Source organism: Desulfovulcanus sp. (genome assembly GCF_982781345.1).
Genome location: NZ_CEYAEZ010000009.1, coordinates 39,465 through 55,779, shown reverse-complemented (window position 1 = coordinate 55,779; position 16,315 = coordinate 39,465). Strand labels below are relative to the sequence as shown.

General features: G+C 43.6%; 14 protein-coding genes and 1 tRNA gene. 9 read left to right on the top strand and 6 right to left on the bottom strand.

All coding sequences use genetic code 11. The features are described 5' to 3' along the window. The 3 genes from AC3WVG_RS02765 to AC3WVG_RS02755 form a co-directional block, all read left to right on the top strand. Positions 1-461: RHS repeat-associated core domain-containing protein (locus tag AC3WVG_RS02765; protein WP_488796651.1), on the top strand; the 461-nt coding region annotated here is incomplete at its 5' end. A gap of 705 nt (positions 462-1,166) precedes the next feature. Further along, complete coding sequence (locus AC3WVG_RS02760) at positions 1,167-1,385, top strand: integrase core domain-containing protein (RefSeq protein WP_488796650.1); 219 nt, start codon at positions 1,167-1,169, stop codon at positions 1,383-1,385. A gap of 173 nt (positions 1,386-1,558) precedes the next feature. Further along, a tRNA-Pro gene (locus AC3WVG_RS02755) sits at positions 1,559-1,635 on the top strand. Between the two features lie 50 nt (positions 1,636-1,685). On the opposite strand, the gene AC3WVG_RS02750 is transcribed toward AC3WVG_RS02755, so the two are convergent. The 5 genes from AC3WVG_RS02750 to AC3WVG_RS02730 all read right to left on the bottom strand — a co-directional run bounded on the left by AC3WVG_RS02750 (position 1,686) and on the right by AC3WVG_RS02730 (position 6,462). Beyond that, positions 1,686-1,955, bottom strand: a complete 270-nt coding sequence (locus AC3WVG_RS02750) for an amphi-Trp domain-containing protein (RefSeq protein WP_252379964.1) — start codon at positions 1,953-1,955, stop codon at positions 1,686-1,688. 52 nt (positions 1,956-2,007) lie between these two features. Beyond that, positions 2,008-2,487, bottom strand: coding sequence for a YfcE family phosphodiesterase (locus AC3WVG_RS02745; RefSeq protein WP_488796649.1), 480 nt, complete (start codon positions 2,485-2,487; stop codon positions 2,008-2,010). 60 nt (positions 2,488-2,547) lie between these two features. Continuing rightward, positions 2,548-3,921, bottom strand: a complete 1,374-nt coding sequence (locus tag AC3WVG_RS02740) for a sigma-54-dependent transcriptional regulator (RefSeq protein WP_252379966.1) — start codon at positions 3,919-3,921, stop codon at positions 2,548-2,550. Between the two features lie 154 nt (positions 3,922-4,075). Further along, entirely contained in the window at positions 4,076-5,350 is a 1,275-nt protein-coding gene (locus AC3WVG_RS02735; RefSeq protein WP_488796648.1) for a dihydroorotase, read from the bottom strand. A gap of 173 nt (positions 5,351-5,523) precedes the next feature. After that, the gene (locus AC3WVG_RS02730) at positions 5,524-6,462 is read right to left on the bottom strand and encodes an aspartate carbamoyltransferase catalytic subunit (protein WP_488796647.1); all 939 of its coding nucleotides are present in this window, start codon (positions 6,460-6,462) and stop codon (positions 5,524-5,526) included. 473 nt (positions 6,463-6,935) lie between these two features. Between AC3WVG_RS02730 and rimO the strand changes: the two genes are divergently transcribed. The 5 genes from rimO (at position 6,936) to AC3WVG_RS02705 (ending at position 12,524) form a co-directional block, all read left to right on the top strand. Further along, positions 6,936-8,270, top strand: coding sequence for a 30S ribosomal protein S12 methylthiotransferase RimO (rimO, locus tag AC3WVG_RS02725; RefSeq protein WP_488796646.1), 1,335 nt, complete (start codon positions 6,936-6,938; stop codon positions 8,268-8,270). 209 nt (positions 8,271-8,479) lie between these two features. Further along, positions 8,480-10,213 carry a 30S ribosomal protein S1 gene (locus AC3WVG_RS02720; protein ID WP_488796645.1) on the top strand — a complete coding sequence of 578 codons (1,734 nt, stop codon included), beginning with the start codon at positions 8,480-8,482 and terminating at the stop codon, positions 10,211-10,213. Then, complete coding sequence (gene sppA / locus AC3WVG_RS02715) at positions 10,203-11,093, top strand: signal peptide peptidase SppA (protein WP_488796644.1); 891 nt, start codon at positions 10,203-10,205, stop codon at positions 11,091-11,093. The genes AC3WVG_RS02720 and sppA overlap by 11 nt, the downstream gene beginning before the upstream one ends. Further along, positions 11,086-12,210, top strand: coding sequence for an aminofutalosine synthase MqnE (gene mqnE, locus AC3WVG_RS02710; RefSeq protein WP_488796643.1), 1,125 nt, complete (start codon positions 11,086-11,088; stop codon positions 12,208-12,210). The genes sppA and mqnE overlap by 8 nt, the downstream gene beginning before the upstream one ends. A gap of 164 nt (positions 12,211-12,374) precedes the next feature. After that, positions 12,375-12,524: a hypothetical protein gene (locus AC3WVG_RS02705; RefSeq protein WP_252379972.1), complete on the top strand. Its 150-nt coding sequence runs from the start codon at positions 12,375-12,377 to the stop codon at positions 12,522-12,524. Positions 12,525-12,670: 146 nt separating this feature from the next. On the opposite strand, the gene AC3WVG_RS02700 is transcribed toward AC3WVG_RS02705, so the two are convergent. Continuing rightward, a complete protein-coding gene (locus AC3WVG_RS02700) occupies positions 12,671-13,621 on the bottom strand; it encodes a D-2-hydroxyacid dehydrogenase (RefSeq protein ID WP_488796642.1) in 951 nt (316 codons plus the stop codon). A 448-nt stretch (positions 13,622-14,069) separates the two neighbouring features. Here AC3WVG_RS02700 and AC3WVG_RS02695 point away from each other — a divergent pair, with 448 nt between their 5' ends. Next, positions 14,070-16,232, top strand: coding sequence for a methyl-accepting chemotaxis protein (locus AC3WVG_RS02695; RefSeq protein WP_488796641.1), 2,163 nt, complete (start codon positions 14,070-14,072; stop codon positions 16,230-16,232). Positions 16,233-16,315 lie beyond the last annotated feature (83 nt).

The following is a 16,315-nucleotide window of genomic DNA, read 5'->3' as shown; positions in this document are numbered from 1 at the left end:
ATCCGACTATAGGTCGCTTCATCTCCAAGGATCCGATTGGGTTTGCCGGTGGCGATGTTAATCTGTATGGGTATTGCCTAAATGATCCGGTTAATAATATGGATCCATTTGGTCTTTGGTATATCGACATAAATATCTCGCTTGGTTATTGGGGTGGTGGTACAGGTGGAATCATTATTGGCTCAGAGGGCATTTATCCTTATGCCGGAGGTGGCGTTGTTTCTCCACCTGGGGGCGTTGCCGTGACATGGTCGCCCTCAGATCCCACTCCGGGGTGGAATGTGGGTGTTCAAGGAGGGTATTGGGCTGGATTACAATATGGTTACAGCTTTGAAGATGGTGGAGATACATTCTGGGAAGTAGGATTTGTAACCCCAGGACTTTCTGTTACAGGTTATCATGTTTGGGAACCATGGAGATGGCCATGGAAAAAAGACAAAGAAGATGATCCATGTGAATAGTAACTATAGATTATAAGTAAAAGTGTGATGGATATATTAGGTGGTATCATTTCAGTCATTATAGGATTATGTTTTGTGGCTTTTTATAAACAACTTGGCCATAAGACTGCGGAATTTTACTATAGACTTTTTCATATCCAATTTAGTGAGAAGGGATATCAAATTGGATTCTTAGTAATTGGTATAATATTTGGCATAATTGGTTTATTATCGGTATTGCACATTATCCGGTTTAGATAGACATAAGCAGACTGGGTCTGCCCCGACAGTACACAAAAATGGTGGAGGCGGTTTTAGAATTTATCTTTAACCGCTTTTTCTTTTTTGGGGTGGTGGGTGGGATAAGAATAGACAGCCGTTTACCTTCGGTGTTTGGTTCTGTCCCCGAAAAAGCCGGGATCTTCGACTGGCGTGATAAATGCTGCTGATGTCATAATATGAATTATTGGGCGTACGCTGTTCCCTGGCTGGTTAAAATTGATCAGTACATGCCCAATAATTCAGTTCATATTATAAAAGAAGATGCATTTATCATGACAGACAGGGCCGTTGATTTTTTGCATGAAGTGCTTGATATGTTTTCCTTTCCGATTCAGGCGGTTCAAACCGATTGGGGTACTGAATTTTTCAATGACCATTTCCAGAAAGAATTGATGAAGCATTTTATCAAGTTTAGGCCAATTAAACCAAGAAGCCCACACTTGAATGGCAACAATTGATAAGAAAAATACCGATCTCTTTAAAGCCGTGAAAGAGTGGCAGGAGTTTTACAATAAAAAGTGGCCACACTCTTCTTTAAATGGAAAAACGCCTAGAGAAAAGTATCTCGAACTTAAGCCTTGTATTCCAATTCAGCCTGAAGTGACAACAAAATATTGGGAAGCGAACGAGATCATAAGACCCCGTTCTTCAAAATATTTTTAGATTCCTGGAAAAGCAAAAAATAGGAAGCTAATTTGTCTCATATGTGTCGAAAGTACACATATAACTTTCTTGAAAAACTTATACCTCAGTAATTTTGGATGAAATAGCCCTGTATTTCTATTCCCAAACTATTGACAAAAAATTAAGTCCACATTAAGGACTTTAATCCTTGTCGGGAAGTGGCGCAGCCTGGTAGCGCACCTGCCTTGGGAGCAGGGGGCCGCTGGTTCAAATCCAGTCTTCCCGACCATTGAGGTTAAAAAGGGGAGGTACTAAGGTACCTCCCCTTTTTAAATAAGCCTAGCCTATACTAACTCCGCCTTGTTCTTCTTCGCCCTCAACCCATTCGATCTCCAATTCAAGTGTTCTTTTGACCCTCGCCTTGGTCTCTTCTTCCACTTTAACCTCAAGAGTCAAATTCTTTGGAAAACTCAAGACGATCTCATTCGTTCCCTGCTTTAAAATCAAACTTCCTTGTTCGATTTTATCTGCTACCTGTCTTAAAAAAACGGCCACTTCCTGGGCTGTTTTTCTCTCTTCACTTTTAAATAGCACTTGTTCTCTGCCCATAGTCCCCTCCTTTATTTTTTGATACAGAACACAAACCTATCTTCAGCTAACTTTAGATAGCTACAAATTCTACCTGTGGATGATCATCAATCCAGCAAATCTTAGCCAAAGAGGGTTGACCATCCCGAGGGTGAAACAATGAACCCGGGTTCAAGAGATATGCACCGGTTTTTGCCTGGCCCCAGAAACGACGATGAGTATGCCCAAAAAGAATCAAATTATACTCAGGGCCGAAGGCCTGTGCTACACTTTCCCCCACATTTACTCCCCGGCCAAAACCATGGGCAATACCTATCTTTTTACCGGCCAATTCCAGGCTTAAACTAGGAGGCATATCTGTTAATTGAAAATCACAATTTCCCCGCACAGCATAAAATCTGGGATGGGCATTCAAAAAAGCCCAAGTATCCTGACCCACAATATCTCCGCAATGTATAAGCACATCTGCCTGTTCAAGATGCGCCCTAAAAATCCAGACCAATTCATCATTAGGGGATTGAAGATGTGTATCTGAAATTACCGCGATGATCATCTTAATTCTATCTAGTTAAAGGATTCAACAAGCAACCAGTTAACCAAAACTCAAATCGCCTTAATCCTCTATTTGTGTAAGACCAACTTTACTTAGCCTGTACCTGAACTGGCGCAGGTTAAGCCCCAAAAGGCCAGCTGCTTTACTTTTATGATTATTTGTCCGCTCAAGGGCCTGTTCTAAAATCTCTTTTTCCTGCTCCAAAAGGTAGTCATCCAGACTAATCTTCCCTTGTAATACTTCTTCTATTCCAGAGGATCTATCACTCACCTGGGGCTGTTCATAAATCACTAAGGAGTTAGGAGTAATTTTATCTCCTGTCTCCAGGGCCACTGCCCGCTCAACAATATTTTCCAACTCCCGGACATTACCCGGATAAGTGTATTTCAAAAGTTTTTCCTCGGCCTCTGGAGTAAATTCGTGCACATTCTTTTTTTGTTCAGCACAGGCTCTTTGTAAAAAATACCTGGCCAGCAGCAAAATGTCTTCTCCCCGTTCACGCAAAGGAGGGAGGTTAACAATGACTCCGCTTAAACGATAATAAAGGTCCTCCCGAAAATTTCCCTGAGCTACTTCCTGCTCCACCAATTTATTCGTGGCCGCGATAAAACGCACATCAACGTGCCTTTCCTCTACAGCGCCCAAGGGGATAAAACACCGTTCCTGAATGCAACGCAGAAGTTTGACCTGTGTCGAGGGCTTAAGTTCCGCCACTTCGTCTAGAAATACCGTACCCCCTTCAGCAGCCTCTAAAAGGCCTTTTTTAGGTCGATCTGCACCGGTAAACGCCCCTTTGGAATAACCAAAGAGTTCACTTTCTATTAGATTGTCAGGCAGTCCACCACAATTTATGGCCAGAAAAGGTTTGTCTTTGCGCCCACTTTCATTGTGAATAGCCCGGGCGATGAGTTCTTTTCCCGTGCCTGACTCTCCTGTGATAAGCACATTTATTTCAGTCGGGGCGATTTTTTTTACCAAATCAAAGACTTCTTGCATCTTCTTACTTTGGCCAATAATTTGACCATAGTAGCCTTTAATCTGGCCTTTGAGGAAAATATTTTCCTCTCTCAAACGGCTGGCTTCCAGGATTCGTTCCACAATCAGCAAGAACTCATCCAGGTCAAAGGGTTTGCTAATATAATCAGCCGCGCCCAGTTTCATGGCTTCAACAGCACTTTGAGTTTCAGCAAAGGCTGTAATCATGACCACCGGCAAATCCGGGTGGTAATTTTTAAGTTCTTTAAGCAAATCCAAACCGCTTTCCTGGCCCAACTTTAGATCCAGCAAAACCAGATCCGGGACATGGGTCTTTAAGAGCTCCCAAGCCTGAGCCGAATTTTCCCCTTTCCAGACCCTGTGCCCTTTTTTAACCAGAGCTATTTCTAATACTTCACGCAGACTCAGATCGTCATCAACAATAAGAATATTTGCCATATTTTTTAATGTGGAGGTTTAAGGTATTCGCAATCTATTGTGTTTATTATAAGTTTAGTTGCTTACTGCTTAAATGTTTTATTGGTTTACTAGCTAACTACTCAACTACTCAACCACTCGACTACTCGACTACTTAAAAAATACAGGCTATAAATTAAATCCTGTTGAAAACCAAACGGCCGCGCAGAAAATGAGCCATGACCTGGCCTCTTAATTTCTGTCCCAAAGCTGGAGTATTTTTACCTTTGGAGAACATGGTCTCCGGGCCTACCTCCCACTCTGCCTCCGGAGCAAAGAGGAAAAAGTCTGCTACATCTCCTTCCTGAAAAGCATTCGCCTTAAAATCAAAAATTTCAGCTGGCGCCTGCACAAAAAGCCGGATTAAATCATCATTACTTAGTACCCCATCCAGTACCAGACCAAAGCAAAGACTCAATGCCGTGTCCAGACCGGAAATACCATTTGGTGCTTCAGCAAAAGGAACATCCTTTTCAAATTGGGCATGAGGGGCATGGTCCGTGGCCAACACGTCTATTACTTTCTCACGCACAGCCTGTTGCAAGGCCAGGACATCATCTTTTGTTCGCAAAGGAGGATTGACTTTGGCCAAGGTATTATAACCCTGGACTAGGTTTTCATCCCAGACAAGGTAATGCGGGCAGGTCTCCGCCGTGATGGGAATAGATTTTTGTTTGGCCCAGGCAATCAATTCTACAGACTGACGACAGCTAATATGAGCTAGATGAATAGGTAAATCAAGATACGCTGCCATGAGGATATCCCTGGCTACCTGCATGGTTTCTGCCACTGAAGGGATACCTTTTAATCCCAAATACGCGGATACCTCTCCCTCATTCATTAGGCCTTCGTGGCTCAAATAACTGTCTTCACAATGATCGATGACTTTTAACCCCAAGTCAGAACTATATTCCACAGCACGGCGAAAAAGTTCGTTATTTTCTACAGGCAAACCATCATTTGAAAAGGCTTTGCAACCAGCTTCGGCCAGTTCAGCCATGGGCGATAGTTCTTTACCGGCCAGTCCTTTGGTCAATGCCCCGATGGGATGTAGAAATGGGCCATGAGGATGAAAATTCCTGGCCTGTTCGAGCATAAACTCTGTCACTGATGCTGAGTCATTAACAGGATTGGTATTTGCCATGGCCATAACCTGACCAAAACCTCCGGCTATGGCTGCTTTTAGGCCAGAATTAATATCCTCTTTATATTCAAATCCCGGCTCACGCAGGTGTACGTGCACGTCTATAAGACTGGGCCAAAGCAAGAACCCTTGACCATCGAATTCTTCTTCTGCCTGAACTCTCTCTGTCCCTCCGGGCACAAACTCCTTGATCTTGCCTTGATGGACTATAAGATCCCCTTTTTTATCGTTTAGAACCACATTTTTAACCACTAAATCTGCCTGCATTTAAGCCCCCGAATTAAGTTTGTTGCGTTAGCTCTTCACTTTAACTACTTTAGAGCCTGTGGCCGAACCTTCCTATCACCTTAATTTCCATGGTTTATTCTAGTCTTTGTACCAGCATAAAAGAAACCAAGACTTTCAATCAGCGCTTAAAACAGGGTTTGGCCACATGTTCTTTAATGATGTAGTTGGCTCCCGGGACGAGCCAGGAAAAGATAGAGAACGGCCATACGAACTGCCACGCCGGCTTCCACCTGGTCCAGGATCAAACTCCGATCCCCATCCGCCAATTCCGAGGAAATCTCAACGCCTCGGTTCATGGGGCCTGGATGCATAATCTTAACATCATCCTTGGCCAGAGCAAGGTGTTTGCGGGCTAACCCATAGCGCTGGGCATACTCTCTTAAATCTGGCAACAGCCCTGCTTCCTGACGCTCCAATTGAAGCCTTAGACAAATAATGGCGTCTACTCCTTCACAGGCCCGTTCAAGATCTGTAAATACTGTCACCGGCCAGTTTTTTACATCAAAAGGAAGTAAGGTCCTAGGGGCGCAGAGCCTCACCCTCGCACCCAGCTTGGTCAAGAGGATGATATCAGATCTTGCCACCCGGCTATGAGCAATGTCTCCGAGGATAAGAATCTCCCTGTTCTCAAAACTTTCCCAGACTTGACTCAGAGTAAAGCCATCCAAGAGGGCCTGAGTTGGATGGGCATGCCAACCATCGCCGGCATTGATCACTGTACAGTACAAATTTTTAGCCAGAAACTCAGCCGCTCCGCTGAAACTATGCCGGACGACTATGGCATCCGGACGCATGGCTTGCAAAGTTAGGGCAGTGTCTTTAAGACTCTCTCCTTTAAGGAGGCTACTGCCCGACTTGCTCAAGGAAAAACTATCTGCCGAAAGGCGTTTAGCGGCCATATCAAAGGAGGTCTTGGTCCTGGTGGAGGGTTCGGCAAAAAAAAGAACTACACTCTTACCTTTTAAAGTAGGTACTTTCTTTACCGGCCTGCGGTTAATTTCCAAAAAGTGGCGGGCCGTCTCAAAAACATGCCGGATTTCCTCGGCTGATAACTGAGAAACATCCAAAAGGTCCTTGTGCGACCAATGCATAATTTTACCTCGTAATTCGTGATTTGTTCAAATGGTGCTTACTCGGCACATAAGAGTCTGTGGCCAAACCATATTTTGACCACCAGATTGAAAATCCTGGTTTCTTGAAAGCATTACAAAGGGTTGGGTAAACCATCTTGACGAAGCTTGCGGATAAGCAGAGCATCGGGGTGACGAAGCTAAATAGCCGGAAGTATTTGTCATAACTATCGACAATAAAAGGAATATTCATTTATCCCAAATGCCCCATTATGCTCTGCCCGCAAGCAAGTCTTAGTTGGATCCAGGCATTTGCACCAGCATGAAAGAAATCAGGATTGAAAAAATTATGAAAAGTTTGCCTCTTAAGTAAGGTTCGGCCACAGACTCATAAATCTTTTGCCATATACATAAAAAGTTAAAAAAAGAAAAGTTTGATTAAGTGCACATAGTCAGTCATCAATATAACTCAAAAAATAAAACAGAAAAACACAATGAACTCAATAAATATTTATACCATAAGCCTTGGTTGCCCTAAAAACCTTGTGGACACGGAAAATATGCTTGGTCCACTAAAAAATGTTTGTCGCAACGTTGATGATCCAAGAAAGGCCCAGGTCATCCTCATTAATACCTGCGCCTTTATTCAGCCGGCCATAGAGGAGTCCCTACAAAATATCCTGGAACTGGTCGAAATAGTTAAGGAAAGTAGCCAAAACCCTCTATTGGTAGTTACTGGCTGCCTGGTCTCCCGTTTTGGTCAGGAATTAAAAAAAGAAATCCCTGAAGTGGATATTTTCCTGCCCATCAAGGACCAATCCAAGTGGCTAGAAGTTCTGACCAGACATTTTAGTAATAAGTTAGCTTCCAACAACCAACACTCAATACTCAAAAACCAAAACTCAAAACTGTTTCCCCGGCTGCTGACTACCCCTAAAAGCTTTGCTTATTTGAAAATTAGTGAAGGGTGCAACAATAAATGTTCTTTTTGCTCCATCCCTTCCATAAGGGGCCGCCTCAAATCCAAACCGCTGGATCAACTCATACAAGAAGCTGAATTTCTTTTAGACCAGGGAGTCAAAGAAATTATTCTTGTTGCCCAAGACAGTACTGCCTATGGACGAGACCTGGGCTACAAATATGGTCTTATGACCCTTTTAGACAAGCTCTTGTCCTTGTCCAGATTGAAGTGGCTTAGAATTATGTACCTCTACCCGGCCGGACTAAGCCAAAGCTTACTCAAATTTTTAGCTGGTTGCGGGAAGCCCTTTGTGCCTTATTTCGATCTGCCTCTGCAGCATGCCCATCCCCAAATCTTGAAGTCCATGGGGCGACCATTTGCTCAGAATCCTCAAAAAATCATTGACCGCATTCGTAATTATTTTCCTGAGGCCGCCCTCCGCACCACTTTGATCGTTGGCTATCCTGGCGAGACAGATGCCCATTTTCAGACCCTCTACGATTTTGTAGAACGTAACCGATTCCATCATCTCGGGGTGTTCCCTTATTATCCAGAACAAGGCACAAAGGCGGCAACACTTCCCCAGCAAGTTCCAAATGTGGAAAAAAGAACACGCCAGGACCTTATAATGAGGCTGCAACAAAAAATTAGCACCCGGATACTGGCTGAATATGAAGGAGAAAACATGGATGTACTGGTGGATAAAGCACACCCTGAATGGCCGGGTCTATTTGTCGGAAGGGTCTGGTTCCAGGCACCGGAAATCGACGGGGTGACGTATATCAGTGGCCCTGACATCCATAGCGGATCAATGGTTTATGCCACGATCCACGAAGCCAAAACTTACGATCTTGTAGCGCTTTATTGATAAATTTATTTATTTAAAACAACGAGCTAAGGATTAAAGACTAAAAAATTTCCCTTCACTCTGGTGTCCCATCCTTCTAGCTTTCGCCACACTCAGGCTCAACACTGCTATTCTCTTTACTTTTTAACTATCAAACCCTCATAAACTTATTGCCATCTATAGTCGTATCTGTTAGAAAAACTCAAATTATTGTGTGTTAGGGGGTTTTTATGGAAAACACAAACAACTTGGTGGAAACAAAACCTGATCTCGACATGGAGGTGAACTTTGAAGCTGAACTAGAAAAGTATTTAAACTCTGACTTTGATGAAGTCCAAGATGGCTCCATCATTTCTGGTGAAGTTGTCAAGATCACAAAAAACTATGTCCTGGTCGATGTCAGCTTCAAATCCGAAGGTCAGATTCCCATTGAAGAATTTCTAGACAGCGATGGCAATCTCACTGTGCAAGAAGGCGAGAAAGTTGACGTCTTTGTCGTGTCCAAAGATGAAGCTGAGGGTGCCATCACTCTTTCTTATGAACGTGCCAGGCGTTTTAAACTCCTTGATGAGTTAGAACAGGTCATGGAAGAAAACGGTACTATCAAGGCACGTATTATAAAACGCATCAAAGGTGGTTATCATGTTGACTTAGGTGGGATCATTGCCTTTTTGCCGGGTTCTCATGTTGATTTAAGGCCTGTTCCAGATATGGACGCTTTGGTCGGCCAGGAATTTGATTTTCGTGTCCTCAAAATTAATCGCCGTCGGAGCAATATCATTGTCTCCCGCCGCGTCCTTCTTGAAGAAGAAAGGGAAAAGAAACGCGAAGAGCTTTTGAGCACCTTGGCTGAAGGACAGGTAGTGAAGGGGAAAGTAAAAAATATCACTGAGTATGGTGTATTCATCGATCTAGGCGGGGTTGACGGCTTATTACATATAACTGATATGTCCTGGAAAAGGATCAAGCACCCCAAGGAGATGGTCCAACTCGGAGATGAACTCGAATTAAAAGTTCTCAGTTTTGATCCAGAAGAGAAGAAGGTTTCTTTGGGTCTCAAACAGCTTGTTCCCGATCCATGGGCAAATATTACAGAGCGTTTTCCAGAAGGCACAAAGCTGACTGGTAAAGTTACTAACCTGGTCGACTACGGAGCCTTTGTGGAATTGGATTCCGGAGTTGAAGGCTTAGTACACATATCAGAGATGTCCTGGACCAGGAAGCTGCGGCATCCATCACAGATGGTCAAGGTCGGTGATGAAGTTGAGGTAGTCATTTTGGGTGTGGATGCTGAGCGCAAACGCATCTCTTTAGGCATGAAGCAGGTCAATCCCAATCCCTGGGATATAGTCGCTGAAAAATATCCTGAAGGAACTATCTTAGAGGCTCCCATCAAAAACATCACTGAGTTCGGACTGTTTATTGGTATTGAAGACGGCATCGATGGTCTCATTCATGTTTCGGACATTTCCTGGACCAAGAAAATCCGTCATCCCAATGAACTGTACAAGGTTGGCGACATTGTCCGGGCCAAAGTGCTTACAGTTGACAAAGAAAATGAGAAATTCACTTTGGGCATCAAACAGCTTACTGAGGATCCGTGGTTGGAAGTTCCTAACCGGTACCCTGTAGGTACAACAGTGGTTGGGAAAATCACCAATATTACTGACTTCGGCCTGTTTGTAGAGGTGGAGGAAGGCATTGAAGGACTGGTTCATGTCTCAGAAATGAGCCGCAAAAAGATCAAGAATCCCAAAGAAGTCTTCCAGGAAGGCCAGGATATCCAAGCCAAAGTCATCCATGTCAGTGCGGACGAAAGAAGACTTGGACTGTCTATCAAGCAATTCCAGGAGGAAGAAGAGAAAAAACGGGCTCAGGATTTTAAAAACAAGTCCGGTTCTGCTGCCGGAAGTAACCTGGGCGAACTTATCCGCCAGAAATTAGAACAAGAGGATGGAGAATAAACTTAAATTCAGCCAAAAGCATCCTTTGCTCTTTGGCTTCGCTTTAATTCTAACGGCTATGGTCCTGATCATCGGGGCCATGGCCGTTTTTAATTTCTTCTTTTTTAAGGCCCACAGAAATTCATTTTTCGGAACCAAGGTCGGTGTGGTCCATATAAATGGTCTAATAACTGATTCCCTGCGTATTACCAATTGGATTGACGAACTGGCCAAGGATAATGCCATAAAAGGGGTCATTGTGCGAATTAATTCACCCGGCGGAGTTGTTGGTCCTTCCCAAGAAATCTATGCTGCTCTTCAAGCCCTGGCCCGGAAAAAAAAGATCGTGGCTTCAATGGGCTCTGTGGCTGCCTCCGGGGGCTATTATATTGCCTGTGCCGCACATAAAATTGTGGCCAACCCCGGCACTTTGACTGCCAGCATCGGCGTCAAGGCAAAACTCACCAACATGCAGGGACTCATGCAAAAATTGGGAATTGCCGAGCAGACCGTTACCAGTGGAAAATTAAAAAATGCCGGGACCATATTTCGGCCTTTAACCCCGGAAGAAAAAAAGTACTTTCAATCTCTGGTTAATGATATGCATGACCAGTTTGTCCAGGATGTGGCCAGAGGACGGCACATGGACATAGAAAAGGTACGGGCCCTGGCTGATGGTCGGGCCATGACCGGTCGGCAGGCCAAAGAAGCTGGTCTGGTGGATGAGTTGGGTGGATTTAACAAGTCTCTGGATGTCTTACGTTTGTTAACTGGAATTAAAGGGGAAATTTCCCTGGTGCAGGGTCCACCTGAAAAGTCGTCACTGTTAGAAAAATTTTTAGGTAAGCTTACTTTCAAAGAGCAAATTCTGGGGCCTCGGTGGGTATTTACCTATGAATAAGACTCAAGAAGTCATCGATAAAGTAAGTCAGGGTTTAAGAATTTCTTTAAGTGAAGCCCTGGAACTGGTTAAGAGAGCTTCCATTCATGATCTGGGCAGCCTGGCCTATCAGGTGCGTAGCAAATTATACGGACAGCAGGCCTTTTATATATACAATCAACATATTAATTACACCAATATCTGTCAAAATGCTTGCAGATTCTGTGCATACAGCAAGAGCCCTGACCAAGACGGCGCATATACCTACTCAATAGAGCAAATAAAAGACGAAGTTCGTAGCCGGATAAAAGAACCCATTACCGAAATCCATATTGTAGGAGGACTAAACCCAGATCTACCCTACTCTTATTATTTACAGTTACTAAAAAGTATAAAAGAGATCCGCCCTGATGTAAAAATAAAGGCCTTTACCGCTGTTGAGATCGCTTTTTTGGCCCAAAAATACGGGATTTCTCCTCGCAGGGTACTGCATGAATTGCACGAGGCTGGTTTGGATGCCTTGCCAGGTGGCGGTGCCGAGGTGTTTGATCCGAAACTCAGACAAAAACTCTGCCCGGAAAAGATTTCTGGCAAGGCCTGGCTGGATATCCATAGAGAGGCGCATAAACAAGGCATTCCTACCAATTGCACCATGCTCTTTGGGCACATTGAAACTTGGGAAGATCGCTTGAATCATCTCCAGTTCTTACGTGACCTTCAGGATGAAAGCGGTGGCTTTTTGTGCTTTATTCCTCTGCCGTATCAACCTGCAAATAATAATTTAAAAGCTGATGGCCCCGATGGTCTCGACTTTTTGCGCATGATTGCCATCTCCAGGATCTTCCTTGACAATATTCCCCATATCAAGGCCTACTGGGTTTTTGCCGGCATCAAGGCTGCACAGCTTGCCTTGTGGTACGGTGCTGATGACTTTGACGGAACAATCGTCGAGGAGAAGATTGGCCACGCTGCTGGTGCTGACACCCCCAGGGGGTTAACCGTCAAAGCCCTTTGCAAGCTTATTCAAAAAGCAGAATTTACACCTGTTGAAAGGGATACTTTTTTTAACGTGTCAGCCCGTAAACAAAAATGTAAGTCTTTCAACAATCCAAGTTCAGCAAGAACTGGAAGGTCCTAAAAAATGGACCAGACAATAAAAGATCTTCATAAAACCAGCCAAAAAAATTGTCTTAACTGCCAAAATTAAAATTACTGAAATTGGAGCATGAATAATTGACTTTTATAAACTTTTGGCATTAAGTATGTGAAATTTTCAACATACCTAAACGAGGAGGGTCAAAAATGGATGTTATCCTTGAACTGATCAAAAATATGTCTCACAGCACAACCGAGGGAATATTCGGCGTAACAGCTATTTTCATTTATTTTATAGTTATTGTTGCTGTTGCAATTTACCGCATCAAAGAAGGACAAAAAGAAGGTCATCATTAAAATAGAGCAAGGCTAAGGGCCTTTGGGTGATAGTAGATAGACAAAACATTGTCCAGTTACCAACTAACCCATAAATCTAATCTCTTAATGCAGCCCTTAGCCTTATGCTTCTTCATCCTCTTCATTAGACTCAGCCAAATCACAAATCAAGTGACTAAATTTTGGGGGTTGCCCCTTACAAACGATTCAATGTTTTCTATCAACTGATCAGCCAGGTTGCTCATGGCCTCCTCACTTGCCCAGGCAATATGCGGCGTGAGGATAAAGTTAGGCTGATTCAGTTTGAGTAGTACATGGTCTTCCCGGGGCGGTTCTATACTTAAGACATCAAAACCGGCCCCAGCGATGAGACCTTCCTGTAAGGCCAGGGCCAGGGCATTTTCATCGACTACCCCGCCGCGAGCAGTGTTGATCAATAGACTTGAGGATTTCATTAATTTGAGTTCGGGCAGGGAGATGAGATTTCTTGTATCGGGGGTGAGGGGGCAATGAAGGGTTACAATATCGCTTTCACTCAAAACTGTTTCAAATGGCGTCCTGCCAGAACGAATAGTCTGCGCATTTTTGTGCTCAGCTAAAAGCACCTGCATACCAAAGGCCTTAGCCAGGCGTGCAACGGCCTGCCCCAGTGCTCCATAGCCGATTATCCCCAAGGTACTGCCGTGAATATCATGAATAGGATGAGTAAACAAACAAAACTGTTCAGAATTCGACCATAACCCTGCGTGGATATCCTCCTGATAAGCGAGCAAGTTACGCCGTAAAGCCAAAATAAGCATAAAAACGTGTTCCGAGACTGCATTACAGGCATAATCGCGGATATTAGCCACAACAATTCCCCGGGCTCGGCAAAAATCTATGTCTATATGGTCTGTGCCTGTCGCTGCAACAGCGATCATTTTCAAGCTGGGCAACTTCTCTAGGGTGGCCCTGCGTAGGGGAACCTTGTTGGTGATCGCAATGTCTGCCTCTTTAAGCCTAGTTACAACTTCGTCTTCTCTGGTCCGCTCAAATTCTTCCCAGTGATGAGGGAAACCAGGTCTTTTGATATCTATTTTCAGGGTAGAGCGATCCAAAAATACTATTTTATACTGCAAAACAATCTACCTCCGTGGTTGATGTATATTTTTCTTGAAGTGACCAACCATTATCCATCCTTTTTCCAAAAAAAGAACAAAAATGTCAAACCACCAGGCACACAAATAACACTTTTGTGACATTACTCCATAACAAGTTACCACCATTTTTTTTACCTCTTGTCAAAATATTATCCAACCTTAAAGCATTACTAGTACAACGGCATACTATTTGCTAAGGCATTTTAAATCCTCTGAATAACAATTTTTTCTAAGGTTCAAACGACAGAAAAAATTCAAGTCATAATATTTTGATGACACTGAAGGTTTGTTGAAGATTGACAATTTGATAAGGGATACCTTATCTATTTAATCTTTATTGCATTTTTTCATTGGGCGCCAGAATATTAACCAATCCTTTTCGATATTAAACATTTAATCGAATACTTGAATATATAGGAGGGACAAATTGAGTTTAAAGGGAAAAATGATTGCTTTATGTTTACTGGCAAGTTTCATTCCTTTGTGTATTATTGGTTATTATAGCGTGAATCTTGCAACAGACATACTCCAAAAAAGGACTTATTCTCAGCTTGAATCGCTTAGAGATCTAAAAAAGTACTCATTGCAAAAGATCATTAACCGCTGGATGATAGATCTTGAAAAAATTTCTTCAGAGAAGGATACCCTAAAAGCCTATTCCCAGTTTATGCGCTACCTCAAATCCGAGGATGTCGAGCCTGGTCAACCAATGAACGTCCAAAATTCTTACTACCAAAAACTACATGAAATGTACGGATCTACCCTGGCATATTATGTAAAAATCCTGGGCTATGAAGACGTTCTGTTGATTGAGCCTAATGGCAGGATTATATTTACTGTTGCCAAAAAACCGGACATTGGCCAGGACCTGGCATTCGGAGAACTCCGAGATTCACATCTGGCAAAGTCATGGCGAGCTGCTGCTCAAGAAGGGAAAATAGTCTTTACCGATGTCAAACCCTACCCCCCTTATAACAATCAGCCCTCAGCCTTCCTGATCTCTCCTCTTAAGGGAGACCAAGAAAATACCGGATATGTTGCCCTAAAAATCTCCTTTAAGGAGATCAAATCCCTAATGAACCTGCGCCCCAGCCTTGGAAATACAGGCGAGACCATACTTGTTGGACAAGACTACCTGATGCGCTCGGATTCGTACCTTGACCCGGAAAATCACTCCCTAGAGGCATCTTTCCTTAATCCAGATAAAGGACGGGTGCAATGCGAAGCTATCACCCTTGCCCTGGCTGGTAAATCAGGGCTAATGACCGATGTTGACTACAGAGGAGAAGTCGCCCTCTCAGCTTATGCGCCGATCACAATAAAGAATGTGGTCTGGGGACTTATCGTCAAAAAAGATCGAGATGAGGCATTTGCCGAGGTCAGAACACTAAAACAGGCTTCATTTATCGTTGGAGGCGCTACCATTACGTTGGTAACACTTATTATGCTCTATTTCTTGCGAAGAGAATTAATAAAACCAATCAGCTCCCTGAAACAATTAGCACAAAAGGTGGCTGATGGCGACCTTGAAGTCAAGGTCGAGGGCAAATTCAAAGCAGAACTAAAAGAACTGTTTGAGGCCAATTTACAGATGGTCCAACATCTTAAAGAAAAGATAAACCAGGCTAACATGAGCAGACTTGAAGCTCAAAAACAGACCGAAAAGGCCCAAAAAGCCCTGAGTGAAGCAAACGAGGCCCGCAAAGAAGCCGAGGAGGCCACACAACAAGGAATGCTCCAGGCAGCCCAAAAACTTGAAGGTATTGTCGAGGAAATAACCACCGAGTCAGATCTAATCTCCGCTAAAGTCGCTGAAGTTAGTAAGGGGGTTCGTGTTCAACAGTCACAGATTCAAGAAATGACAACCGCTATGGAACAGATAAATACGACCGTAATTGACGTCGCTAAAAACGCTTCTGAAGCTGCTAATAGCGCAAGAGATACCAAGGACAAAGCTGCCAATGGATTCAAAATTGTTGAAAAAGCCATAGCTGCCATCGATGAAGTTAATGATATGTCCTCGAATCTCAAGGATAATTTACACCAACTTGGTGTTCAGGTGGAGGCCATCAATCAAGTTATGGATGTTATAAACGACATAGCGGATCAAACCAATCTTCTTGCCCTAAATGCTGCTATTGAAGCTGCCAGGGCCGGCGACGCTGGCCGAGGATTCGCAGTTGTGGCCGATGAGGTAAGAAAACTCGCTGAGAGGACCATGGGAGCTACACACGAGGTTGGGGAAACAATCAGTAAAATTATCAATTCCACTCAGCAAAATATCGACCATATGGATGGAACAGTGACCCTTGTGGCCAAAGCAACAGAGTTAGCCAATAAATCGGGCGAAACCTTGAGAGAAATTGTGGATTTATCAGAACACACATCCATACAAATACAAAATATCGCCACGGCAACCGAGGAGCAATCTCAGGCCACTGAGGAAATAAGCAGAACACTGGAAGGTATAAATGACATTGCCAACACCACTTCAGAAGAGATGATGCACTCTGCCCAGGCAATTCAAGGCTTAGCCGAAGAAGTCAAAGAACTAAAAGGTCTTGTCCAAGAACTAAAAGGAACAAATTAGTCCCCGGTACGGAAGGAGACATGGGGTTTGAATATCGGGACTAGCACCTTTCAAGCTATTTTGAGTAACTAACAAGAATTATA

Bases quoted from the DNA above. Each gene is read 5' to 3' on its own strand.
- AC3WVG_RS02720 (WP_488796645.1), top strand. From the start codon at position 8,480: ATGGAAAACACAAACAACTTGGTGGAAACAAAACCTGATCTCGACATG.
- AC3WVG_RS02750 (WP_252379964.1), bottom strand. From the start codon at position 1,955: ATGGGCAGAGAACAAGTGCTATTTAAAAGTGAAGAGAGAAAAACAGCC.
- AC3WVG_RS02730 (WP_488796647.1), bottom strand. From the start codon at position 6,462: ATGCATTGGTCGCACAAGGACCTTTTGGATGTTTCTCAGTTATCAGCC.
- AC3WVG_RS02745 (WP_488796649.1), bottom strand. From the start codon at position 2,487: ATGATCATCGCGGTAATTTCAGATACACATCTTCAATCCCCTAATGAT.
- AC3WVG_RS02760 (WP_488796650.1), top strand. From the start codon at position 1,167: ATGGCAACAATTGATAAGAAAAATACCGATCTCTTTAAAGCCGTGAAA.
- mqnE (WP_488796643.1), top strand. From the start codon at position 11,086: ATGAATAAGACTCAAGAAGTCATCGATAAAGTAAGTCAGGGTTTAAGA.
- sppA (WP_488796644.1), top strand. From the start codon at position 10,203: ATGGAGAATAAACTTAAATTCAGCCAAAAGCATCCTTTGCTCTTTGGC.
- AC3WVG_RS02740 (WP_252379966.1), bottom strand. From the start codon at position 3,921: ATGGCAAATATTCTTATTGTTGATGACGATCTGAGTCTGCGTGAAGTA.
- AC3WVG_RS02705 (WP_252379972.1), top strand. From the start codon at position 12,375: ATGGATGTTATCCTTGAACTGATCAAAAATATGTCTCACAGCACAACC.
- rimO (WP_488796646.1), top strand. From the start codon at position 6,936: ATGAACTCAATAAATATTTATACCATAAGCCTTGGTTGCCCTAAAAAC.
- AC3WVG_RS02735 (WP_488796648.1), bottom strand. From the start codon at position 5,350: ATGCAGGCAGATTTAGTGGTTAAAAATGTGGTTCTAAACGATAAAAAA.